The 21,656-nt window shown below is 72.3% G+C and carries 19 protein-coding genes and 2 pseudogenes; 14 read left to right on the forward strand and 7 right to left on the reverse strand.

Features of this window, described 5'->3' with window-relative positions; genetic code table 11:
* Positions 1-197: pseudogene (locus KDL01_RS24825) on the forward strand (IS5/IS1182 family transposase); the annotation flags it as partial.
* A 79-nt stretch (positions 198-276) separates the two neighbouring features.
* Positions 277-810, forward strand: a complete 534-nt coding sequence (locus KDL01_RS24830) for a MarR family winged helix-turn-helix transcriptional regulator (protein WP_212531004.1) — start codon at positions 277-279, stop codon at positions 808-810.
* A 52-nt stretch (positions 811-862) separates the two neighbouring features.
* Here KDL01_RS24830 and KDL01_RS24835 read toward each other — a convergent pair whose 3' ends face one another.
* Positions 863-2,632: an ABC transporter ATP-binding protein gene (locus KDL01_RS24835; RefSeq protein WP_212531005.1), complete on the reverse strand. Its 1,770-nt coding sequence runs from the start codon at positions 2,630-2,632 to the stop codon at positions 863-865.
* A gap of 270 nt (positions 2,633-2,902) precedes the next feature.
* Here KDL01_RS24835 and KDL01_RS24840 point away from each other — a divergent pair, with 270 nt between their 5' ends.
* Both KDL01_RS24840 and KDL01_RS24845 read left to right on the forward strand, forming a co-directional pair.
* Positions 2,903-3,736: an HAD family hydrolase gene (locus KDL01_RS24840; protein ID WP_212531006.1), complete on the forward strand. Its 834-nt coding sequence runs from the start codon at positions 2,903-2,905 to the stop codon at positions 3,734-3,736.
* Positions 3,736-6,153, forward strand: a complete 2,418-nt coding sequence (locus KDL01_RS24845) for a glycoside hydrolase family 65 protein (protein ID WP_212531021.1) — start codon at positions 3,736-3,738, stop codon at positions 6,151-6,153. Before KDL01_RS24840 ends, KDL01_RS24845 begins: the two co-directional genes overlap by 1 nt.
* A 36-nt stretch (positions 6,154-6,189) precedes the next feature.
* On the opposite strand, the gene KDL01_RS44780 is transcribed toward KDL01_RS24845, so the two are convergent.
* Positions 6,190-6,801: a hypothetical protein gene (locus KDL01_RS44780; RefSeq protein ID WP_212531007.1), complete on the reverse strand. Its 612-nt coding sequence runs from the start codon at positions 6,799-6,801 to the stop codon at positions 6,190-6,192.
* A gap of 131 nt (positions 6,802-6,932) precedes the next feature.
* Here KDL01_RS44780 and KDL01_RS24855 point away from each other — a divergent pair, with 131 nt between their 5' ends.
* Positions 6,933-7,322, forward strand: a complete 390-nt coding sequence (locus KDL01_RS24855; protein ID WP_307846569.1) for a cupredoxin domain-containing protein — start codon at positions 6,933-6,935, stop codon at positions 7,320-7,322.
* A gap of 104 nt (positions 7,323-7,426) precedes the next feature.
* On the opposite strand, the gene KDL01_RS24860 is transcribed toward KDL01_RS24855, so the two are convergent.
* Together KDL01_RS24860 and KDL01_RS24865 are read right to left on the reverse strand one after the other, a co-directional pair.
* Positions 7,427-8,077: a hypothetical protein gene (locus KDL01_RS24860; protein WP_212531008.1), complete on the reverse strand. Its 651-nt coding sequence runs from the start codon at positions 8,075-8,077 to the stop codon at positions 7,427-7,429.
* A 75-nt stretch (positions 8,078-8,152) separates the two neighbouring features.
* The gene (locus tag KDL01_RS24865) at positions 8,153-9,445 is read right to left on the reverse strand and encodes an FUSC family protein (protein WP_212531009.1); all 1,293 of its coding nucleotides are present in this window, start codon (positions 9,443-9,445) and stop codon (positions 8,153-8,155) included.
* A gap of 231 nt (positions 9,446-9,676) precedes the next feature.
* On the opposite strand from KDL01_RS24865, the gene KDL01_RS24870 reads away from it, so the two are divergent.
* Positions 9,677-10,792 (forward strand): GGDEF domain-containing protein, encoded by a 1,116-nt coding sequence (locus KDL01_RS24870; RefSeq protein WP_212531010.1) that lies wholly within the window; start codon positions 9,677-9,679, stop codon positions 10,790-10,792.
* Positions 10,793-10,803: 11 nt separating this feature from the next.
* On the opposite strand, the gene KDL01_RS24875 is transcribed toward KDL01_RS24870, so the two are convergent.
* Positions 10,804-11,874 (reverse strand): Rv2578c family radical SAM protein, encoded by a 1,071-nt coding sequence (locus tag KDL01_RS24875; RefSeq protein ID WP_212531011.1) that lies wholly within the window; start codon positions 11,872-11,874, stop codon positions 10,804-10,806.
* A 99-nt stretch (positions 11,875-11,973) separates the two neighbouring features.
* Here KDL01_RS24875 and KDL01_RS24880 point away from each other — a divergent pair, with 99 nt between their 5' ends.
* Together KDL01_RS24880 and KDL01_RS24885 are read left to right on the forward strand one after the other, a co-directional pair.
* Positions 11,974-12,591: a TetR/AcrR family transcriptional regulator gene (locus tag KDL01_RS24880; protein ID WP_212531012.1), complete on the forward strand. Its 618-nt coding sequence runs from the start codon at positions 11,974-11,976 to the stop codon at positions 12,589-12,591.
* A gap of 91 nt (positions 12,592-12,682) precedes the next feature.
* On the forward strand, positions 12,683-13,447 hold the full coding sequence (locus tag KDL01_RS24885; RefSeq protein WP_212531013.1) for an SDR family NAD(P)-dependent oxidoreductase: 765 nt from the start codon (positions 12,683-12,685) through the stop codon (positions 13,445-13,447).
* A gap of 37 nt (positions 13,448-13,484) precedes the next feature.
* Here the strand turns inward: KDL01_RS24885 and KDL01_RS24890 are convergent, their stop codons facing one another.
* Positions 13,485-13,967, reverse strand: a complete 483-nt coding sequence (locus KDL01_RS24890; RefSeq protein ID WP_212531014.1) for a DUF1269 domain-containing protein — start codon at positions 13,965-13,967, stop codon at positions 13,485-13,487.
* Positions 13,968-14,282: 315 nt separating this feature from the next.
* Between KDL01_RS24890 and KDL01_RS24895 the strand changes: the two genes are divergently transcribed.
* From KDL01_RS24895 to KDL01_RS24910, 4 genes are all read left to right on the forward strand, one after another.
* Entirely contained in the window at positions 14,283-16,511 is a 2,229-nt protein-coding gene (locus KDL01_RS24895; RefSeq protein ID WP_212531015.1) for an MMPL family transporter, read from the forward strand.
* Positions 16,512-16,614: 103 nt separating this feature from the next.
* Positions 16,615-17,598 carry an SMP-30/gluconolactonase/LRE family protein gene (locus tag KDL01_RS24900; RefSeq protein ID WP_212531016.1) on the forward strand — a complete coding sequence of 328 codons (984 nt, stop codon included), beginning with the start codon at positions 16,615-16,617 and terminating at the stop codon, positions 17,596-17,598.
* 154 nt (positions 17,599-17,752) lie between these two features.
* Positions 17,753-18,616: a DMT family transporter gene (locus KDL01_RS24905; protein ID WP_212531017.1), complete on the forward strand. Its 864-nt coding sequence runs from the start codon at positions 17,753-17,755 to the stop codon at positions 18,614-18,616.
* 91 nt (positions 18,617-18,707) lie between these two features.
* On the forward strand, positions 18,708-19,184 hold the full coding sequence (locus KDL01_RS24910) for a hypothetical protein (RefSeq protein WP_212531018.1): 477 nt from the start codon (positions 18,708-18,710) through the stop codon (positions 19,182-19,184).
* Positions 19,185-19,306: 122 nt separating this feature from the next.
* Here the strand turns inward: KDL01_RS24910 and KDL01_RS24915 are convergent, their stop codons facing one another.
* Positions 19,307-20,431, reverse strand: a complete 1,125-nt coding sequence (locus KDL01_RS24915) for a TrbL/VirB6 family protein (protein ID WP_212531019.1) — start codon at positions 20,429-20,431, stop codon at positions 19,307-19,309.
* Positions 20,432-20,675: 244 nt separating this feature from the next.
* On the opposite strand from KDL01_RS24915, the gene KDL01_RS24920 reads away from it, so the two are divergent.
* Positions 20,676-21,323 (forward strand): dihydrofolate reductase family protein, encoded by a 648-nt coding sequence (locus KDL01_RS24920; RefSeq protein WP_212531020.1) that lies wholly within the window; start codon positions 20,676-20,678, stop codon positions 21,321-21,323.
* A 70-nt stretch (positions 21,324-21,393) separates the two neighbouring features.
* Positions 21,394-21,656 (forward strand): annotated as a pseudogene (locus tag KDL01_RS24925) (alpha/beta fold hydrolase); the annotation flags it as partial.

Here is a 21,656-nt window from a genome sequence, read left to right on the forward strand (position 1 = left end):
AGGGCCCGAAAGGCGGGCGGCCCCCCGCATTCGACGCCGAACTGTACAAGCGCCGCAACCTGATCGAACGATGCAACAACCGGATCAAGCAGTGGCGCGGCATCGCGACCCGCTACGACAAGCTCCCCGACCGCTACCAAGGCGGAATCGAGCTGGTCAGTGCACTGATCTGGCTACGGTCTCTGTGCCCGGAATGACCCGGACACAGAGACCGTACATAGAGATTAATAGATGGTCAGATTCACCAACACCGCCTAGACGGAAAGCATAGGTGATATGTCACGCAATGCCGACGGCGGCGCGCCGACGCCCGAGGGCGGGTGGCTCGACGGCGATCAGCAACGGGCCTGGCTGGCGTACATCCGGGTTCAGCTGCGGCTGACCTACGAGATGAACCGTCAGTTGCAGTCCGACAGCGATCTGTCCCTGCCGGACTACGACGTCCTGACGGCCCTGAGCGTCGCCGACGGCGGCCTGATGCCGATCACGGCGTTGGCCGCGCAGATCGGCTGGGAGCGCAGCCGGGTCTCGCACCACGTGCGGCGGATGGCCGCGCGGGATCTGGTGAACTGCGGCCCGTCTGCGAACGACCGGCGCGTGACCGAGGTGAGGCTGACCCCGCACGGCCGGAAGGTGCTCGAGGCCGCGGCTCCCGGACATGTGGACCTCGTGCGCCGCCTGTTCTTCGACGGCTTGCCGCCCGAACTCGTCGGGCCGCTCAGCCAGGCGCTGGAGAGCGTCTACGCGAACATGATCGCGCAAGGCACGCTGCCGCCGCCGGTGGACTGGCGCCCGCCCCGGGGCGAGTGATCGGAGGCGGGCGCCGAGCCTGACTCAGTGAACTGGCACGGGGCCTCTCCCGCTACGCCGCCACCTGGACCGCGTGCAGGCTGGCGTAGGCGCCCTTGGTGCGCAGCAGCGCCTCGTGGGTGCCGATCTGGGCGACCTGGCCGCCGTCCATGACGACGATGCGGTCGGCGTCGCGGATGGTGGAGAGGCGGTGGGCGACGACGAAGGTGGTGCGGCCGCGCATGAGGCGGGCGAGGGCGTCCTGGATGAGGGCTTCGGAGCGGGTGTCGAGCGCCGAGGTGGCCTCGTCGAGGATGAGCACGCGCGGGTCGCGGATGACGGCGCGGGCGATGGCGATGCGCTGCTTCTGGCCGCCGGACAGGCGGGCGCCGCGTTCGCCGACGACGGTGTCGAGGCCGTACGGGAGCTGCTCGACGAACTCCAGGGCGTTGGCGTCCCGCAGCGCGGCGGTGATCGCGTCGTCGTCGACGTTCTCGAGGCCGTAGCTGACGTTCTGTCGGATCGTGCCCTCGAACAGGATCGTCTCCTGCGGCACCACCGAGACGAAGCGGCGGAAGGTGCGCAGGTCGAGCGTCTCCATGTCCACGCCGTCGAGCTCGATCCGGCCGCCGGTCGGGCGCAGGAAGCCGATGACGAGGTTGAGCACGGTGGACTTGCCCGCGCCCGAGGCGCCCACCAGCGCGACCGTCTCGCCGGCTTGCACCGACAGGTCGAACCCGGCCACCGAGGGGCTCGCGGCGTCCGGGTAGGCGAAGGTGACGTCGCGGAACTCGAACGCGCCGGCGGCGGCCGTGACCTCGGCCTTGCCCTCGTTGCTCTCCAGGTCCGGCGCCTCGAGCACCTGGCCGACCGAGCGCACCGACTCGAGGCCCTTGCTGATCACCGGCGCCAGGTTCAGCAGCGCGATCACCGAGCCGGTCAGGCTGGAGAAGAACGCGCTGAGCATCACCACGTCGCCCGGGGTGACGCCGAAGGTGCCGTAGTACGCGATCAGCGCGGCCGCGGTCAGGCAGCCGACGCCCAGGAAGTTGAGTGTGATCCAGCTGAGCGCGCCGAACTTCCCGTTCGTCAGATCCAGCGTCAGCCCGGCCTTGCGCACCCGCCGCAGCGTGCCGTCGACGCGTTCGATGGCGCTGCGCTCGAGGCCGTGGCCGCGGGTGATCGGGATTAGCGCGGTCATCTCGATCACCCGCGAGGACAGCTGCTCCACCTCGGCCCGGAAGGTCTCGTTCTGCACCCGCAGCCGGGAGCGCAGCCGCATCACCACGAACGCGGCGGCCGGGACCACGAGCAGGAACACCGGCAGGAACGAGGGCGTGCGCACCCCGATGATGATCAGCCCGGCGACCAGGCTGGAGAGGGCGGACAGGCCGCCGTCGCTGGCCTGCTGGAGCATCTGCTCCACCGTCTCCACGTCGCGCACGACCTTGGTCTGCAGCACGCCGGAGCTGGTCCGGGAGTGGTAGCCGATGGACAGCTCCTGCAGCCGCCGGCACAGCGCGAACCGCAGGGTGTTGCTGATCCGCCGGATCGCCGGGCTGTAGCAGCGCACGTACAGCAGGTGACCGGGGAAGTTGAGCAGCAGCAGGCCGAGCAGCAGCCCGCAGTTGAACCAGAGCCGGCTCACCGGCTGGTGGGTGACCACGATGTCGACGACGTTGGCGGTGATCAGCGGCAGCAGCCAGGTCGGGCTGGATTTGACGACGAACAGGAGCGCGCCGATCGCCAGCCGCGCCCGGTCCTCCCGGCACAGGAAGGCGAGCGTGCGCAGCGGGTTCTCGCCGCGGTAGTGGTGGTCTATGGACGTGGCACAGTCGGCCATCGGGACTCCCGGATCTCTCCCACAGGTACGCCCCATGCTTTCAACTCAGGCCGCCGCGACGTCAGGGGTTTCCATACTCCGGACGCCGAGCGGTCGGCGGGAAACGATCAACGGCGCGGCGGCCGGGTGCGGGGCGTGCGCCCGGGTACCGTTCACCTCGTCACTCTGGACGCGTGCGGGTTTAGCCCGGACGAGTGTCGGTTATCCGCACCTTCGCGACGCACGCCACTCGGCGCACCCGACCGATGGAGGAGCTCCATGAAGCACGGGATGGACGATACGACGACTGCGCAGGGCACGTCGGGAGCGCACAGCGCGCCAGGCGCGGCGACCGGCGGCGGCCCGGTCGGCCTCACGCCGGGAATCCGCGCCTGTCTGTTCGACCTGGACGGAGTGCTCACCCGCACCGCCAGCCTGCACGCCACCGCGTGGAAGCAGACCTTCGACGCGTTCCTGCAGTCCTACGACGTGGACCACAGCCTCGACTTCCAGCCCTTCGACAAGGAACGCGACTACGAGGACTACGTCGACGGCAAGCCGCGCGAGGACGGGGTGCGCTCGTTCCTCGAGTCCCGCGACATCCATCTGCCCGAGGGCACGGCGCAGGATCCGCCCGGCATGCAGTCGGTGTACGCGGTGGGCGCGGCCAAGCAGAACGCGTTCCTCGCGCTGCTCAACGAGCACGGGCCGCAGGTGTTCGAGGGCTCCGTCGCCTATGTGCGCGCGGCCCGGGCGGCCGGGCTCAAGTGCGCGGTGGTCACCTCGAGCGCGAACTGCGAGGCGGTGCTGCGCGCGGCCGGGATCGACGACCTGTTCGACACCACCGTCGACGGCAACGACGTGACCGCGCAGCACCTCAAGGGCAAGCCCGCGCCGGACTCCTACCTCGCCGGCGCCAAGGCGCTGGGCGTGCCGGCCACCGCGGCGGCCGTGTTCGAGGACGCCATCGCGGGCGTGGAATCCGGGCACGCCGGCGGATTCGCGGTCGTGGTGGGGGTGGACCGGCTCGGCAACGGGCAGGCCGAGCGGCTGCGCACGCACGGCGCCACCGTGGTCGTCGGCGACCTCGCCGAACTGCTGCCCGCCACGGGGGCCGCCGGATGATCGTCGGCCACCCCTGCTTCGACATCGACCCCTGGTCGCTGGTCGAGAACGAACTCCCGCTGGACATGCTGCCGCACGCCGAGTCGCTGTTCGCCCTGTCCAACGGGCACATCGGCTGGCGCGGCACGCTGGACGAGGGCGAGCCGCACGGGCTGCCCGGCAGCTACCTCAACGGGGTCTACGAACTCAGGCCCCTGCCGTACGCGGAGGCGGGCTACGGCTATCCGGAGTCCGGACAGACCGTCATCAACGTCACCAATGGGAAGATCATCAGACTTCTGGTGGACGACGAGCCGTTCGACGTGCGCTACGGCACCCTCGTCTCGCACCGGCGGGTCCTGGACCTGCGCGCGGGCGTGCTGCGCCGGGAGGTCGTGTGGACCTCGCCGGCCGGACGCACCGTGCGGGTGCGCTCGACCCGGATCGTCTCGCTCACCCAGCGCGCCGTCGCCGCGGTGCGCTACGAGGTCGAGCCGCTCGACGGCCCGGCCCGGCTGGTGCTCCAGTCCGAGCTCGTCGCCAACGAGGAGCTGCCGGTGCACCAGGGCGACCCGCGCGCCGCCGCGACGCCCGTCGACGCGCTGGTGAGCGACCTGAACAAGGCCTCGGACACGCGCGTCACGCTGGTGCACACGGTGCGTCGCAGCGGTCTGCGGGTGGCCGCGGGGATGGACCACTTCACCGAGGTCTACGACGAGCAGGGCCAAGCCCAGACCGACGTGCTCGGCTCGCAGATAGAGTCGGAGCCCGACCTCGGCCGCTTCACCACCGGCGGGCTGCTCAAGCCGGGCCAGACGCTGCGGCTGACCAAGTTCGTCGCGCACGGCTGGTCCGCCAGCCGGTCCCTGCCCGCGGTGCGCGACCAGGTCGACGCGGCGCTCGCGGCCGCGGGCTTCGGCGGCTGGGACGCGCTCGCGGCCGAGCAGCGCGCCTGCCTCGACGACTTCTGGCGCGGCGCCGACGTGGAGATCGACGGGGACGAGGAGATCCAGCAGGCCGTACGCTTCGCCCTGTTCCAGCTCTACCAGGCGGCGGTGCGGGCGGAGAGCCGGGCGATTCCGGCCAAGGGCTTGACCGGCGACGGCTACGACGGCCACGCCTTCTGGGACACCGAGAGCTTCGTGCTGCAGGTGCTCTCCTACCTCGACGCGCCCTCCGTCGCGCACGCGCTGCGCTGGCGCCACTCCACCCTGCCCGCCGCGCGTGAGCGGGCCGAGCAGCTCGGCCTGGCCGGCAGCGCGTTCCCGTGGCGCACGATCGCGGGGGAGGAGTGCTCGGCCTACTGGCCGGCCGGGACGGCGGCGTTCCACGTCAACGCGGACGTCGCCGACGCGGTGATCCGCTACGTCCGGGCCAGCGGCGACGCCGAGTTCGCCCGCAAGGAGGGGCTCGAGCTGCTCGTGGCCACGGCCCGGATGTGGGTCTCGCTCGGGCACACCGACCAGGGCGGCGAGTTCCGCATCGCCGGGGTGACCGGCCCGGACGAGTACAGCGCGATCTCGGACGACAACGTGTACACGAACCTGATGGCGCAACAGAACCTGCTGGCCGCGGTGGAGTTCGCCTCCCGGCATCCCGAGGAGGCCGCGGAGCTCGGCATCACCGACGAGGAGACCGAGAGCTGGACCGCGGCGGCCCAGGCCATGCACGTGCCCTACGACGCGGAGCTGGGGGTGCATCCCCAGTCGGACGCGTTCACCTACCACGAGCGCTGGGACTTCGAGGCGACCAAGGCCGAGGACTACCCGCTGCTGCTGCGCTACCCGTACTTCCAGCTCTACCGGACCCAGGTGGTCAAGCAGGCGGACCTGGTGCTCGCGCTGCACCTGCGCTCGGACAGCTTCACCGCGGAGGAGAAGCAGCGCGACTTCGACTACTACGAGCCGCTGACGGTGCGCGACTCGTCCCTGTCCGCGTGCAGCCAGGCCGTGATCGCGGCCGAGACCGGCTGCGCCTCGCTCGCCTACGACTACCTGGGCGAGGCGGCGCTGATGGACATCGACGACCTCGAACGCAACACCGCGGACGGCCTGCACCTGGCCTCGCTCGCCGGGTCCTGGATCGCGCTGGTGGCCGGATTCGGCGGGATGCGGCACACCGCGGCAGGGCTCTCCTTCGCGCCGCGGCTGCCCGACGGCTGGAACAGGCTCTGTTTCGGCCTGGTCCTGGAAGGCGGCCTGCTGCGCGTGGACGTGCGGCCGGACAAGGTCGGCTACCGCTTCACCGGCGAGGGCGGGCTGAGCCTGACCCACCACGGCAGCGAGGTACGCGTGGAGCCGGGGACGCCGCTGATCCTGCCGGCCTGGCAGCCGTCCGAGCGTGCCGCGCCCAGCCAGCCGCCCGGCCGCGTCCCCGCGCACCGGGTGGCGGACAGCGTGCGCCGCGATGCGGAAGGGGACGCGGCCGGCGGGTCGTGATCGGCTCTGACCGGGACCATCGTCGGGGCGCCGGGCTCAGGTCGCGTGGTGCCGGTGCAGCCGGCCGGCCATACCTGAGCCCTGGCCCGGGTCCAGGCGGGCGCGCCGGTGCTGCCACTGGCGTACCGCGAGCAGGCCCGCGCAGGCCAGGACGGCCACCGCCTCGGCGATGAGACTGATCGTCTTCTCGGTGTACCACGCGGGGTCGTACATGTTCGGCAGCGGGCCGAGCTTGCCCACGTTCACGTAGCGGTAGAGCAGGACGGCGCCGACCGCGGCCGCCGCGATCAGGAAGCCGACCGCCGCCTCGAGCCGCCGCCCGCGCACCACGATGCCGAGCGCGGCCGCGGCGGCGAGCGAGGCCTGGATCAGGAAGAGCCTGGTCTCGCTGAGCGTGCCGCCGGTGTCGAAGCCGCCGGCGAGGTCGGCGTGCACGTACGCGTCCACCGCGAGGCCCGCCGCGGCCAGCAGGCGGAGCGGGATCGTCAGGAACAGGCCGCGGCGCCGTCGCCCCGGCTGCTCGGCTCGCGGGGGCTGCTCGAGTCGGCGCGGCCGCTCCGCCTGCTGCGGCTGCGCCGACTCCGCCGAGTCCCGGGGCGTCACGTCCGGCGCCAGGTCCTGGTACTGACTCTGATTACGGCCGTTCATCACACTCCGCCTTTCATCGTCCGGATCGCTTCGTCTGACTTATCGCTCGTTCGGTCCAGTCGAGGTGGCGCGGCACCCGGCTGCGGGGCAAGGAAGGTACGCCGAGTTCCCCCGCCGGAAGGATTTATCCCGTGTATCCCAGCCGCCGTTCCCTGCTCGCCGCGTTCGGCGGTTCGGTCTTCCTGCTCGGGGGCTGTTCCTCGGGCTCCGGTTCGAGCTCCTCGCCCACCACCGGCACGGGTGCCACCGGCACGGGCGCGGTGGCCGGCGACACGATCACGATCCAGAACTTCGCGTTCTCGCCCGCGACGCTCACCGTCGCCGCCGGGAGCACCGTCACGGTGACCAACAAGGACAGTGTCACGCACACCGTGACCTCCAGCGACTCGCCGAAGGCCTTCAACACCGGCGACGTGCCGGCCGGGACGACCACGACGTTCACGGCCCCGAGCAAGGCCGGGACCTACGCCTACACCTGCACGATCCACCCGTATATGCATGGCACGCTCACCGTCCAGTAGCTGACACGTGGGCGGTGGCGGAAGCGTTCAGTGCGCCCCGAGTGCGCAGCTCAGCGGCCGGTTCGGGCTCGGTTCGGGCCCGAACCGGCCCGGCTCGGCCCGGCTCAGGGGGTGGGGGTGCGGAGCGTGGAGACGTAGAACAGCCCGTCGCACATCGAGCCGAAGCGGTAGCCGACCTGCCGCATGCCGCTCCAGCTCGAGTCGCCCGGGACGCTGAAGCCGAACCCGGTGGCCTGCTCGCAGACCACCGGCGAGGCGGCGTACCAGGCGACGTCGAACGCGGCGGCCTGGCCCGGCTGCAGGTCGACCCGGGTGGTGGCCGAGCCGCCCTCGTCGTCTCCGTCGAAGTCTTCCTGCGACACGGCGATGTCGCTGGTCACACTGGGGCTGGAGGCGAGCGGGCCGGTGGGCGTGAGCCGCGGCGAACCGGTCAGCGAGCAGGCGACGGCCGCGGTGTCGGTGGCCAGGAACCGCTCGATCTGCAGGTCCGGGAGGGTGCGGCGGCCCGCGGCGGTGACGGACAGCTGCGCGTTCGTGCACGGCCCGGAGATCGGGAGCGGGGCCACCCGGGCCGAGGCGGTCGACGGCGGCCTGGCCGTGGGCGAGCCTGCGGGCGCGGTCGCGGCCGCTGACGCGCCGTCAGCCCCCTGGGCCCGTGCGGACGCCGCGTCGCGGGCCGAGGTGCCGCAGCCGGCCAGCGTCACCGCGCAGGCCAGGGCTACTCCCGCGAGGGCGACCGATTGAAACCGCTGCATCCTGCGCCCGTCCATCCCTTGCTCGCGCCCATGCTCGAGACTCCTCGCGGCATGCTCCCACGCGGACCGGTGCGATCAGCGCATTTCGGTCTTCTGGCGTGTTCTGCGCCGCCGCGCCCACCACCGCGACAGCCGGCGCCGCGGCTGCAGCCGCAGCAGCTTGCCGAGCGGGCCGAGCCGGGCGTAGCGCTCGCGCCGGTCGCTCACCGCGGTGTCGAGCTCCTCCATCAGCCGGCGTGAGCGGTGCTCGAGATCGAGTTCGTCCAGGATGCGGTCGATCTCGGCCAGGATCGCGCCGTGCAGCTGCCAGGCGTGCGGGTGCAGCCGGACCCGGTCCAGCAACAGGTGCGCGGCCCGGTCCCGGCTGGTCCAGGCGGCCGAGAGCTGGTCCGCGAGTTCCTCCTCGGCCTGCTGCGCGTTCGCGCTGACCTGCGCGGTGACCAGCTCGGCGAAGTTGACCAGGGCCTCGCCGACGTGGGTGAAGGTCTGCTCCAGGCTGCTGCCGACGTCGCGCGCGAACATCGGCTCGTCCCGCGCGCGGCGCTTGGCCAGGTCGGCCAGCGAGCGGGTGAGCACCCGCACCACGACCACGCAGATCTCCAGCGTGTCCAGGCCGGTGCGCAGCGTCAGCCGGGACAGCAGGCCCTCGCTCACGCGCGGATTGAGCCGCAGGCTGTCCTCGGCCCGGCGCAGCGCGTCGTCCACCTCGGCCACGTACTGGTCCAGTTCCCGCGCCTCGTAGAGCCGGGCCTCGACCAGCTCCACCACCGCCGGCGAGTCCAGCTCCCGGCCCATCGCCCGCAGCAGCGCGTTCATCCGCCGGGCCAGGTCCTCGATCGACTCGGCCGCCGGGTCCACCCACACCGGCGGCGCGAAGATCAGGTTGAACGCCAGTCCGACCGCCGCCCCGACCAGGGTCTCCACCACCCGGTCCCAGGCCTGGTAGCCGAGCTGGGTCACGCCCAGCACGAGCATGCCGCTGATCGCCACCTCGTTGACGAACTCGCCCACGCGCACGATCTGGCCCACGCTCAGCGCCGCCAGGATGATCAGCGCCAGGCTCCACCAGTTCAGCCCCATCACCGAGCTGAAGCCGATCGCGATCAGCACGCCGACCACGACCGCGTTCACCCGGCGCACCCCGGTGGTGAGCGTCGAGTACAGCGTGACCTGCACCACCAGCAGCGCGGTGAGCGGGGCGGTGAGCGGCGCCGGGTTCCGGCTCGCGTGCAGCGCGATCACATAGGCGAGCGTGGCGGCTGCGGTGGCGCGCAGGCTCTGCGCCACGACCGGGTCGCGCCGGGCGCGGGCCAGCTTGACCTTGGCTTCGTCGGTCACCCCCGCCATGCCACCCGGCATGCCCGTCATGATCGGCTCACCTCGTGGTGATGCTCCGGCGCCGCCGCGCCGATGTCTGCGTTGGCCCGAACGGAGACATTCCGGCCGAAGTCCGTCAGCCGAGTACGGCTGTTCGGGTGAGCGTCGTCACCCGAATGGACGGATGCAAACGCTCGGTGGTTGTGATTGGCTCGAGAGTGAGGAGCTGCCTTCGCGCGGCTCGGAAGGGAACCAGGCGCGAGCGGGATCGAGGCGGGGAAGATGACTCAGGTCCGCACGGCGAGCGCGAGTGCGCGCCGCCCCGTGGCGGGGGCCGGGCTCCGAGCGGAGCCCGCGTCCGGATCGGCGGTGGCCGAGTCCCGCCAGTGGGCGATCAAGAACGTCGGCGGCGGTCTGATGATCGCCGCGGCGGTGCTGGTCACCGTGGTGACCGTGCTCTACGACCTGCGTGGCGAGCCGTTCCCGATGTTCACCCGCGAGGTCAACTACGCGTTGAGCGCGGCCGTGGCGGCCTTCGGCTTCTACCTGATGCGCACGACGCGCCGGCTGCCGACTTGGCTGGCCAACAGCCTGCCCTCGGGCGCCGCGATCGTGATCTGCCTGCCGACCTCGGTGGACGAGTCCCCGGACGAACTGGGCCCGCTCCTGCTGACCTGGCCGGTCACCTTCGCCGCCGCGGTCCTGTCCGCGCGCGTCGCCTGGACCACGGCGGGCGTGGCGGCGGTGGTCTTCGCCGTGTTGGCCGGGCTCGGCCGTGGTGTGGACGGGCTCGTGCTGTGGGTCGAGGCCTCCGCGTCGCTGGCCGTGGTGTGCTGGATGGTGGTGCGGGTGCAGAGCCAGGCCATGCGGCTGCGCGAGGCTTTGGCCCGACTGGCCAGGACCGACGCGTTGACCGGCCTGGTCAACCGGCGCGGCTTCGACGAGGCGCTGGCCCGTGAGCAGGCCCGGCGACGGCGCGGTGGCGAGCCTTCGGCGCTGCTGCTGGTGGACATCGACCACTTCAAGCGGGTCAACGACACCTGGGGCCACCAGGCGGGCGATGAGACGCTGCGCCTGCTCGGCGGGCTCCTGGACACCTCGTTCCGCGCCACGGACGTGGTCGGGCGGATCGGCGGCGAGGAGTTCGCGGTGCTGCTCGCGGACTGCGACCCGGACGAGGCCGCCGAGCGCGCCCAGGCCCTGTGCGACCTCGTGCGCACCCAGGCGGGCACCTGGGAGCACCCGATCACCGTGAGCGTGGGCGTCGCGGCCACCCCCGAGCCCGCGCCGACCCCCGAAGAGCTGATGGCCTCCGCCGACGCCGCCCTCTACGCCGCCAAGGCCGCAGGCCGCGACCGCGTCTGGATCGAGCCGGCCACGGTCCCGGTGGTGGAGTAGCACACTCCGCGCTAGGCCTGGCTCCACAGCTCGAGCTGCTCGGGCTGCTCGCGCTCTTGGGCGGGTGGCGTGGGCGACGCGGGCGGCGCGGGCGGCGCTGCCGGCACGACCTCCGGGTCAGAACTCCGGCGCCCCGGCCCCCGCGAGAGCCCGAACTCCTGCGCGTACGCCCGGACCTCGCGGGTGATGCGTTCCGTGTACCAGGCGGGCGCGTACGAGCCGCGCCGGTAGAGCGCCCGGTAGCGCGGCACCAGCTGCGGGTGGTGCGCCTGCAGCCAGGAGAAATACCACTCGCGGGCGCCCGGCCGCAGGTGCAGCACCAGCGGCGTGATGGAGCGGGCCCCGGCGTCCGCGAGCGCCTTCACACAGGCCCGCAGCTGCTCCGGCGAGTCGGAGAGGTACGGCAGGATCGGCGCCATCAGCACCGAGCAGCCGAGACCCGAATCGGCGAGCGTGCGCACGGCGTCGAGCCGCCGGGCCGGGCTGGGCGTGCCCGCCTCCACCGTGCGCCACAGCTCCCGGTCGAGGAAGCCGATGGACATGCTCAGCGAGACGGGCACGTCGCGGGCGGCGTCGAGCAGCAAAGGAAGGTCACGCAGCATCAGCGTGCCCTTGGTCAGGATCGACAGCGGCGTCCCGGACGCAGCCAGGGCGCTGATGATCTCCGGCATGAGCCGGTAGCGCCCCTCCGCCCGCTGGTAGCAGTCCACGTTCGTCCCCATCGCCACCGGCTCCCGCCGCCAGGACGGCCGCGCCAGCTCCCGCCGCAGCACCTCGGGCGCGTTCACCTTCACCACGATCCGCGTGTCGAAGTCCAGCCCCGCGTCGAAGTCGAGATAGGTGTGCGTCTTGCGTGCGAAGCAGTATGTGCACCGGTGGCCGCAGCCCCGGTACGGGTTGATCGTCCAGTTGAACATCCAGGCGTCCGCCGTGACCCGGTTGAGCACCGACTTCGCCCGCACCTCGTAGAACGTGGTGCCGCGGAACCCCGGCGTGTCGAAGGTCCGCACCACGGCTCCCGCGTCGAACAACGCCTCCTGTGCCGGCTCGTTCCCGTCGACCAGCTGCCCGGACCATCTCATCCTGTCACTATAGAACGAATGTTCGAACGTGCGTCAAGGTGCGGCGGTAGACTGGACCGGGTGGTCCAGTAGTGGTCGACGGATGGGAGGCGGCCGGTCGTGGTCAGGGAGTTGACGGCGAAGGGGTGGGCGACGCGGGAGCGGATCGTCGAGGGGGCGGCGCGGCTGCTGCGGGAGCACGGCGTGGCGGCGGTGACGCTGGACGACATCAGGGCGGATACGCGCACCAGCAAGAGCCAGCTCTTCCACTACTTCCCGGACGGCAAGGACCAGCTGCTGCTCGCGGTGGCCGGGTACGAGGCGGACCGGGTGCTGGAGGATCAGCAGCCTTATCTGGGCCGGCTGGACTCGTGGGAGGCCTGGCGGCGCTGGCGCGACGTCGTGGTCGCGCGGTACGAGGAGCAGGGCGACCACTGCCCGCTCGGCTCGCTGTTGTTGCAGGTCGGCCGCACCACGCCGGGGGCGCGGGCGATCGTGGTCGGGCTGCTGCGGCGCTGGCAGGAGGATCTCGCCGCCGGAATCAGGGCCCTGCAGTCCGGCGGGCAGCTGCCGGCCGGACTGGACGTGGACGCGCACGCCGCCTCGCTGCTCGCCGGGATCCAGGGCGGGGTGACGATCCTGCTCGCGACCGGCGAGTCCGTGCACCTCAGGGCGGCGCTCGACCAGGGGATCGGCGCTCTGCGCGGCGCGGCGGTGCCCGGGCCGGTGGCGGCCTGAGGCGCGCGGTGATTGGACTTGCTGGTCCAATTCTGCCCTCGTAACGTCGCCCGCATCGAGACGTACACCCGGCACAGCGAAGGGGACAGCCATGAGCGAGCGACTGCGGGACAAGAAGGCCCTGGTCACAGGGTCGACCAGCAATATCGGGCGGGCCATCGCGGAGGCCTTCGCGGCCGAGGGGGCGCACGTGGTCGTCTCCGGGCGCAACGCCGAGCGGGGCGACGAGGTGGTCGCGGGCATCCGGGCCCGCGGCGGCCGGGCCGACTTCGTCGCCGTCGACCTCGACGGCAGTGCCGAGGCCTCGCGCGCACTGGCCGAGCAGGCCACCGCGGTGCTCGGCGGCCGCCTCGACATCCTGGTCAACAACGCCGGCATCTACCCGCCCTCGACCACCACCACCGTGGACGAGAAGACCTTCGACCGGGTCTACGCGGTGAACGTGAAGGCGCCGTTCTTCCTCACCGCCGCCCTGGCGCCGGCGATGGCCGAGGCCGGCGGCGGCGCGATCGTGAACCTGGGCTCGTGGATCTCCCGCCTCGGCATCCCGGTGAGCGCGCTCTACAGCTCCACCAAGGGCGCGATGGAGACGCTGACCCGGGCGTGGGCCGCGGAGTTCGGCCCCGCGGGCGTGCGGGTGAACGCGATCTCGCCCGGGGTGGTGCACGAGCCGATGTCGGACGGCGCGCACGCGGGCGACGTGATGATGGTCGGCACTCCGGCCGGGCGCGTCGGCACGCCCGAGGAGATCGCCCACGCCGCGGTCTACCTGGCCGGAGACGAGGCGGGGTTCGTGCACGGCATCGTGCTGGACGTGGACGGCGGCCGCACCACGGCGGCGGTCATCGCGCGCTGAGTCGGGCGGCGGCGACGGCGAGGACGGGCGCGGGCGCCTACGCCTCGCCGACCTCGGCGATGAGCGCGCGCTCGTCCTCCTCGGACAGCGAGGTGCGCAGGACGCTGCCGCCGAAGGGACCGAGGGCCTCGGTGAACTCGTTGCCCACGGGCTCGGCCGTCATCACGACCAGGGCCGCGGAGCCGGACTCGAGCGTCTCGTTGACCTGCCTGCGGAACTCGTCGTCGAGGCCGTGCTGGCGCAGCGCGCCCCACATCGCGCCGATCGCCCCGCCCACCGCGGCGCCGAGGAAGGGCACGAAGAACAGCAGGCCGAACACGCTGCCGAACAGCGCGCCGCCCGCCGCGCTCACCCCGGCCACGCTGCCGGGCGTGTCGACGTGGCTGTAGCCCTGCTCGTCCTTCGAGACGATCGCCACGCCGTTGAGTTTCAGCCCGGACTTGCCGAGCTGCTCGACCCGGGCGGCCGCCTGCTCGGCGGTGGCCTTGTCCTCGTAGCCGATGACGATGAGGTCGGACACTTCGACTCCTCCAGGTAACAGGGGTCCGGCACCGCGGCGCGGCGCCCGGGACGCCCGGTGCGGACCTGGCCCCGTGCGCCCTCTCCCCATCAGACCGCACAAGCGCCCGGCCCGGCTCGGCGAAGCCACACGGCCGCCGTAGCCGGGCCGGCGAAGTTCACTCCTTCAGCCCCACGCGGCGTCAGATCCCGCGTCCCGGCGGCGCACGGGTCACCCATACGGGCCGCTCACCTGCACCGTCGCGGGCCCGGCTCCGGACAATGGAGCACAGCGTCGGCCGCCTCCGAGCCGGCGCGCCGTTCGTCCGGAGCGCCGATGACCGTGCATCACCAGGAACCTGACCGGCCGTCCGGCCGCACGCCCGGCGCGCTGCACCGGCTCGGCGCGTTCTCGGCCCGCCACGCCGCGATCGTGATCGTGTGCTGGCTGGTGGCGCTCGCCGTGCTGCAGGCACTGCACGGGCAGTTCGGCGGGACCTACTCCGACGACTTCTCGCTCCCCGGCACCCAGTCGTACCAGGGTGCGCAGGTGCTCGCGCAGGACGCGCCGGGCTCCGGCGGAACGAGCGCCCAGGTGGTGCTCAACGACTCCAGCGCACCCTTGAGCTCGGTACAGAGCCAGGTCAACCAGTCGGTGGCCTCGCTCCAGCAGTTGCCGCACGTATTGTCCGTGCAGAGCCCGCTGCCCTCGTCCACGGCGTCACAGAACCCTGCCGCGCTCTCCTCGAACGGCCAGATCGGCTACATCACGGTCACCTTCGCCGCGAACCCGACCTCGTACGGCACCTCGTACCTCACCGGCGTGGACAACGCGGTCGCCCCGCTGCGCGCCGCGGGCGTGGAGGTCGAGTACGGCGGGCCGCTCGGCCAACTCGCCCGGCCGAAGGCCTCGGACCTGTCCAGTGAGGCGATCGGCTTCGGCGTGGCGATCGTGGTGCTGCTGATCGGCTTCGGCAGCGTCATCGCCTCGGGCGTCCCGCTGGTCACGGCCCTGATCAGCGTGGTCATCGGGCTGGCCTGCCTCGGCCTGTTTGCGGCGGCGATCACCTTCGCCAGCGTTTCGCCGACGCTGGCCACCATGATCGGCCTCGGCGTCGGCATCGACTACGCGCTGTTTCTGCTCACCCGGTACCGGCAGCAGATCATGGACGGCGCCGAACCGGCCACCGCGGCCGGACGGGCGGTGTCCACCAGCGGACGCGCGGTGCTGGTGTCCGGCACCACCGTCGTGGTCGCGCTGGCCGGGCTCTACGTCTCCCGGATCCAGTTCATCGGCCGCCTCGGCATCGCCGCCGCGATCACCGTCATCACCGCCGTGGCCGGCGCGCTGATCCTGGTCCCGGCCCTGCTCGGCCTGATCGGGCGCCGGATCGACCGGTTCTGCGTGCGCGAGCCGGTCGCCGAGCGCGAACACGGCACCGAGGCGCACGAGGAGGGCTTCTGGAAGCGCTACGCCCGGCGGGTGGAACGGCGCCCCTGGTGGTTCCTCGCCGCGGGGGTGATCGTGCTCGGCATCCTGGCCATCCCGCTCTTCTTCATCCAGCTCGGCAACATCGACGACGGCGCGGACCCGACCAGCTTCACCGACCGGCGCGCGTTCGACCTGATCTCCACCGGCTTCGGACCCGGCGCGAACGGGCCGCTGACCCTCACCGTGGACCAGAGCAACGTCCCGTCCGCCAACCGTTCGGCGCTGGCCTCGAACCTCGACAAGGCCCTGATGAACGTGCCGGGCGCGGCCAGCATCTCCCAGGCCATGCCCGTCGGCAACGGCGACGCGCTGGTGGCCACCGCGATCCCGACCACCAGGCCGCAGGACGAGGCCACCACCGACCTGTTCAACAACCTCAAGGACACGATCCTGCCGAACGCGGTCGCCGGGACCGGTGCGAGCACCTACGTCACCGGCACGTCCGCGGCCCAGATGGACTTCACCGAGCTGATCGCCAGCCGGCTGCTGCTGATCATCGCGGTGGTGGTGGCGCTGGCGTTCCTGATCATCCTGTGCGTCTTCCGCGGCGTGCTGGTGGCGGTCAAGGCGGCCGTGCTCAACCTGATCTCGATCGCCGCCGCGTACGGCGTGGTGGTGGCCGTGTTCCAGTGGGGCTGGGGCGGTCCGGGCCTGGGGGTGGCCGGCGACGTGCCGATCGAGAGCTACGTGCCGATGATGATGTTCGCCATCGTCTTCGGGCTGAGCATGGACTACGAGGTCTTCCTGCTCTCCCGGGTGCACGAGCACTGGATGCGCACCGGCGAGGCGGCGGACAGTGTGGCGCACGGGATCGAGGTCACCGCGCGGGTGATCTCCTGCGCCGCGATGATCATGGTCAGCGTGTTCGCCGCCTTCATCCTCTCGGACAACATCGTGGTCAAGATGCTCGGGCTCGGCCTGGCCGTCAGCGTCCTGATCGACGCCACGATCGTGCGGCTGCTGCTGGTGCCCGCCGTGATGACCGTGCTCGGCCGCCGCGCCTGGTGGGCGCCGCGCTGGCTGGACCGGATCATGCCGCACATCAACCCCGAGGGCGATCCGTCCGAGCGCTGAGAGGCGCGGGTGCTCCACATCCGCCGCGAAGTGCTGCATCATGGCGCGCAGGTCGTGCTTCGGTGTGACCCGTATCTGCGGATCTCGGCGCCGAGGAGCCTGCGTGAAGAAGCGGAGCACCACCCCCGTGCTGACCAGCGGGCTCGGCGAACCGGAGTGCCTGCGCTGGCACGACGGTGCGCTGTGGTTCAGCGACATGGCCCACGGCACCGTGCACCGCTGGACCCTCGAGGGCGGCTCCGACGTGGTGGCCGAGATCCCCGGGCGCGCGGCCGGGCTCGGCTGGCTGCCGGACGGACGGCTGCTCGCGGTCTCCATGGACGGGCACAAGGTCTACCGGCGCGAGTTCGACGGCACCCTCGTCGTGCACGCCGACCTGGGCGAGGACGCGGGCGGGCCGGCCAACGACATGCTGGTGGACGAGCAGGGCCGGGCGTACGTGGGCAACTTCGGGTTCGACTACCACTCCTTCGTCCGGCAGCGCCCGAACTCCGCCCTCTACTCCCCGCCCGGGCCGCCGCGCACCCGGATCGTCTGCTTCGCCCCGGACGGCAGCCGGCTCGGGGTGAGCGAGCCGCTCTCGTTCCCCAACGGCTGCGTCCTGACGGCGGACGGCATCTTCATCGTCGCCGAGACGCTCGGGTTCAAGCTGACCGCGCTGCGCCGGGACGAGCAGGGCGTGCTCGTCGACGGCCGGACCTGGGCGCCGCTGGTGCCGGAGAACCTCTGGACCCTGCTCAACCACCCCGGCATGGCCGGGCGGATGACGCGGCGGATCTCGGCGCTGCTGGACCGCCCGGTCATAGCGGAGCGTTCCACCTCGCCCATCGCCCCGGACGGCATCGCGCTGGCCTCCGACGGCCATACCGTGTGGGTGGCCAACGCGCTGCGCAGCGAATGCGTGCGGGTCGGCGAGGGCGGCCGCGTCCTCGACCGCGTGCGCACCACCCAACACACCCTCAGCTGCGTGGTCGGCGGCCCGAAGCGCGACATCCTGTTCGCCGCCACCGCCCCCTCGGACGACCCCGACGTGGCCGGCCGGCTCGACCGCGGCCGGATCGAGATGGCCCGCCTGGACGGGAACTGACGGCGCGTCCGGGGAGTGCCCGCGTGCCGCCCGGGGCGTCGCGGCGAGCATCGGGGACCACGGTGGCCTACGTGGACTACTGAGTGGACCACGCTGCGGCGTGGCGGGGGAGCGCGGTCGGTGCGGGCGGAGCCGGGTAGGGCATCGTGGTGCCATGAACGCCCTCGCCGTGATCTTCGCCGTGCTCGGCGCCGCGAGCAACGCCGCCGGCACCGCGTTCCAACGCAAGGCCGCGGCGCCGATGAGCTCGGGCGGCGGGCTGCGCTTCCTGCTCGCGCTGGTCCGCCAGCCCGCCTGGCTGATCGGCATCCTCGGGGTGATCGCGGCGTTCCTGTTCCAGGCACTCGCGCTCTACAACGGCCCGATCGCCCTGGTCCAGCCGCTGTTCGTGCTCGAACTGCCGTTCGCGCTGATGATCGCGGGACCGCTGCTGCACCGGCGGATGCCCCCGGCCGGATGGTACGGCGTGGCCGGGGTGGTGCTCGGCCTCGCGCTGCTGCTCGGCGCCGCCGCGCCCAGCGGGGACCAGGATCAGGCCCCGATGACGCGGTGGATCCCGGCGCTGATCGGCTGCTACGGCCTGATCGTGGTGGCCGTGGCCGCCGCCCGGGCCTCGAGCGCGTCGCTGGCGCGCGCCGCGCTGCTCGGGTCGGCCGCCGCCGTCGGCAACGCGATGACCGCCGCGCTGCTCAAGTCGGCCACCGGCACCCTCGCCCGTGGGGGTGTCGGCGCGTTCCTCTCGACCTGGCAGACCTACGGGTTCGCGCTCACCGGCATCGGCGCCGTGCTGCTGCTGGAGAACGCCCTGCAGGCCGGCTCGCTCGCCGCCTCGCAGCCCGCGCTGACCATCGGCGACGCCACCGTCAGCCTGCTGCTCGGCGTCACCGTGTTCGACGAGACGATCCGCACCGGTTGGTGGCTGGTGCCGGAGCTCATCGGCGTCGTGATGATCTGCGCCGGCGTGGTCGTGCTGGCGCGTGCCATCTCGAAGGTCCAGCCGCGCAACCCGGTCCAGTGACGGTACTCCGGGCCGGCGCCCGGCGTCGGCGGCGCGGCCCCGGTTTGATCGCGCGGCGACGGGTTACCCGAAGGGCGTGCATGGAGAGCGGATGAACGCCGTCGGACACGCGAGCCGGGAAGCGGAGGCGGCCCGCCCGGTGCCACGCATTCTGGCCACCCTGTGCTTCTCCGCCGACAAGGACTTCCTCGCGCTCGCCCGCTGCACCACGATGCACGTGGCCGGCCTGCTCGGCCTCGCGTTCAGCCGGGTGGTCGACCTGCGCCTGGCCGTGGACGAGGCCTGCGCGCTGTTCCTCGCGCCCGCGGCACCGCTCGTGCCTGCCGCGTCCGCAGCGCCTGCCAAGGGCGACGGGGGCGGCGTGGGCGGGCTCGCGCTGGTGTTCGCGGACCTCGGGGACGAGCTGCGGATCATCGTGAGCGGCCCGGCCCCGGTGCGTGAGCTGGACTTTCCCGACGGGCTCGGCTGGACGCTGCTGTGCGCCCTGGTCGCCGGGCCGCGGTGGGAGGTCGAGGGGGATGTCGGCATCCTGACGTTGACCGAACCGGTCCCGTCCATCCGCCGCTGAGCCGCGGCGCACTGCGGGGACCGCGCGGGCTGCGCGGACATCGCGGGATCTCGGCGAGCAGGATCCTGCGACGGGCGGTGCGGTACAGCCGCCGGGGTGTGCGCCCCTCGCGTGGGTGTCGTCTATCGTGCACGGCGCTGGCCTCCATAGGGCGGGAGTTTGGGGACGGGGCCGGTCGGCGCGAAGCTCTGGGCGAGTGCCTGCAACTCCTTCGCCTCCGCCTCCTCGGCCTGCCTCAGTGTCTGGGTGAGCACCTGATCGTTGAGCCGTGACGCCGCGCCGCTCGGAGCGCCGCCGGGCCGGCGGGCGTGGGCGGCGCCCGAACCCTCCTGGTCTGCGTCCTGGTCCTGAGCCGGCTGACCCGGGGCCGACTCGGACGCGCTGCCCGACGCGGACGGGCCGGGCCTCGAGTTGCGCGGACCCGGCCGCGCGTCGGCTCCGGCGCGAGGCGAGAGCGCGCCGAGCGGTTGGCGCGCGCCGTCCGCGGTCCCGCCGCCGGAGGCGGTGCGGGCGTAGGGAATCGGCTCCATGCCGCTTCCGCCGTCGGGGCCCGAGGCGTTGCGCACGGCGGTGACGGCGGCCGCGCCGACGATCCCGACGAGCGCGACGGCGGCGAGTCCGAGCGCGGGGGCGAGCCGGACGCGCCGCGTGCGCGCCTGAAACCGGGAAAGGCGCTCGGCCAGCGGGTGCGGCTGGTGTGGCGGGCGCGACGGGCACAGGGGGTGCGGCAGCGTGGAGGTGGGTGTGGTGATCGCTTCGGGCGAGTCCGCGGTCGGGCTCGCCGGTTCGTGCGCCGGCTGATTGACGGGACGGTTCGCCGACACGTGCGCGGGCGATTTCGCGAACCGGGATCGCGCCCGGGGAACCGGGTGGAACGGTGCGCCCGCGGCGGGGAACGTGCGGATCCGCGCGTCCGGAATGCCGGGGAACGGTGCGCCGGGCGGGAAATCCGACCGCGATTCAGGCTCTGATTCCGGTTGCGATTCAGACTGCGATCCAGGCTGAAATTCAGGCTGCGGCTGCGGCTGCGGCTGCGGGTCAGGGGTCGGCGTCAATCGCGTCGACACGCCCGAACCCAAGTCCGTATCCGCGCCCGCGCCCGCATGCGAGCCCGTGCCCGTGCCCGCGCTCGTCTCGGCCCGGGCCAGGCGCAGCTGCTCGACCAGCCGCTCCAGCTCGTCGACCATGGCCTGCGCGTCGGCCTCGGCCTGCTCGATGGTCCGTTCCCGTGTCCGGTCGTTGTTCATCCCCGACTCATCCCCGATCTTCCTCGGCCGCCTCTTCGCCCGGCATTCCACTCCTTAGGACCGCTGAAATTCCGTCGGAGTTGTCCGTACAGTAGAGATTTGACTCGATCGGAGTATTTGTACGAATGGGATGTTTTCTGTCGGATACGGCGCCACGGGTGCCGAGAGCGGTCGGTGATTGCACCGGGGTGGCGGGCCACCTACGGTGGAGTCACACTGGTCCACCGCCCGGAGGTCGCGCGCCGTGTCTCGTGTCAGAGTTCATAATTTCTCCGTCTCCCTCGACGGCTTCGGTACGGGTGAGGGGCAGAGTTTCGAGGCGCCCTTCGGGCACGCCGGGACGCGGCTGCACGAGTGGTTCTTCCGGACCCGCGCGTTCCAGAGCATGCACGGCGCGGGCGGCGGCGAGGTCGGCGTGGACGACGCGCTGGCCCAGGCCTGGGGGCCGGGCATCGGCGCCGAGATCATGGGCCGCGGGAAGTTCGGACCGCAGCAGGGGCCGTGGCCCGACCTGGAGTGGAAGGGCTGGTGGGGCGATGACCCGCCGTTCCACACGCCGGTGTACGTGCTCACCCACCAGCTGCGCCCGACCCTCGAGATGCAGGGCGGCACCACCTTCCACTTCGTCGACGCCGAGCCGGCCGAGGTGCTGCGGCTGGCCCGCGACGCGGCGGACGGGGGCGACGTGCGGATCGGCGGCGGCCCGAGCGTGGTGCGCGCGTTCCTCGAGGCCGACCTGATCGACCATCTGCACGTGGTCATCGTGCCGATCCTGCTCGGGCGCGGGACGCGGCTGTGGGACGGGATGGAAGGGCTCGAAGAGCGCTTCCCGGAGATCGAGTCGGTCTCCACGCCGAGCGGCGTGACCCACGTGGTCTTCAACCGTCCCTGACACCGCCGATACCCCCCACCGGGCGCACGCCCGCGCCGACGACGCCGCAGCCCCGAGAGGAACCGACGCCGTGAACGACACCGTCACCGAGACCGTCACCGCCGTGGACGGCACCGAACTCGCCGTGGACACCGCCGGCGCGGGCGAGCCGCTCGTGCTGATCGGGGGCGCCTTCAACGACCGCACGACCGTCGCGGGGCTCGCCGAACAGCTCGCCCCGCGCTTCGCCGTGCTCACCTACGACCGGCGCGGCCGGGGCGCGAGCGGCGACGAGAGCCGGGACTACGCGATCGCCGACGAGGTGGGCGACCTCGCCGCCGTGCTCGCCTACGC

It is taken from the genome of Actinospica durhamensis (assembly GCF_018139695.1).
In the GTDB taxonomy this organism is placed as follows: Bacteria; Actinomycetota; Actinomycetes; order Streptomycetales; family Catenulisporaceae; genus Actinospica; species Actinospica durhamensis.

Excerpts from the sequence above, each read along its gene's own strand:
- KDL01_RS24870 (WP_212531010.1), top strand. The coding sequence starts at position 9,677 with ATGACTCAGGTCCGCACGGCGAGCGCGAGTGCGCGCCGCCCCGTGGCG.
- KDL01_RS24875 (WP_212531011.1), bottom strand. The coding sequence starts at position 11,874 with ATGAGATGGTCCGGGCAGCTGGTCGACGGGAACGAGCCGGCACAGGAG.
- KDL01_RS24915 (WP_212531019.1), bottom strand. The coding sequence starts at position 20,431 with ATGAACAACGACCGGACACGGGAACGGACCATCGAGCAGGCCGAGGCC.
- KDL01_RS24865 (WP_212531009.1), bottom strand. The coding sequence starts at position 9,445 with ATGACGGGCATGCCGGGTGGCATGGCGGGGGTGACCGACGAAGCCAAG.
- KDL01_RS24905 (WP_212531017.1), top strand. The coding sequence starts at position 17,753 with ATGAACGCCCTCGCCGTGATCTTCGCCGTGCTCGGCGCCGCGAGCAAC.
- KDL01_RS24840 (WP_212531006.1), top strand. The coding sequence starts at position 2,903 with ATGGACGATACGACGACTGCGCAGGGCACGTCGGGAGCGCACAGCGCG.
- KDL01_RS44780 (WP_212531007.1), bottom strand. The coding sequence starts at position 6,801 with ATGAACGGCCGTAATCAGAGTCAGTACCAGGACCTGGCGCCGGACGTG.
- KDL01_RS24895 (WP_212531015.1), top strand. The coding sequence starts at position 14,283 with ATGACCGTGCATCACCAGGAACCTGACCGGCCGTCCGGCCGCACGCCC.
- KDL01_RS24830 (WP_212531004.1), top strand. The coding sequence starts at position 277 with ATGTCACGCAATGCCGACGGCGGCGCGCCGACGCCCGAGGGCGGGTGG.
- KDL01_RS24885 (WP_212531013.1), top strand. The coding sequence starts at position 12,683 with ATGAGCGAGCGACTGCGGGACAAGAAGGCCCTGGTCACAGGGTCGACC.
- KDL01_RS24835 (WP_212531005.1), bottom strand. The coding sequence starts at position 2,632 with ATGGCCGACTGTGCCACGTCCATAGACCACCACTACCGCGGCGAGAAC.
- KDL01_RS24910 (WP_212531018.1), top strand. The coding sequence starts at position 18,708 with ATGAACGCCGTCGGACACGCGAGCCGGGAAGCGGAGGCGGCCCGCCCG.
- KDL01_RS24860 (WP_212531008.1), bottom strand. The coding sequence starts at position 8,077 with ATGCAGCGGTTTCAATCGGTCGCCCTCGCGGGAGTAGCCCTGGCCTGC.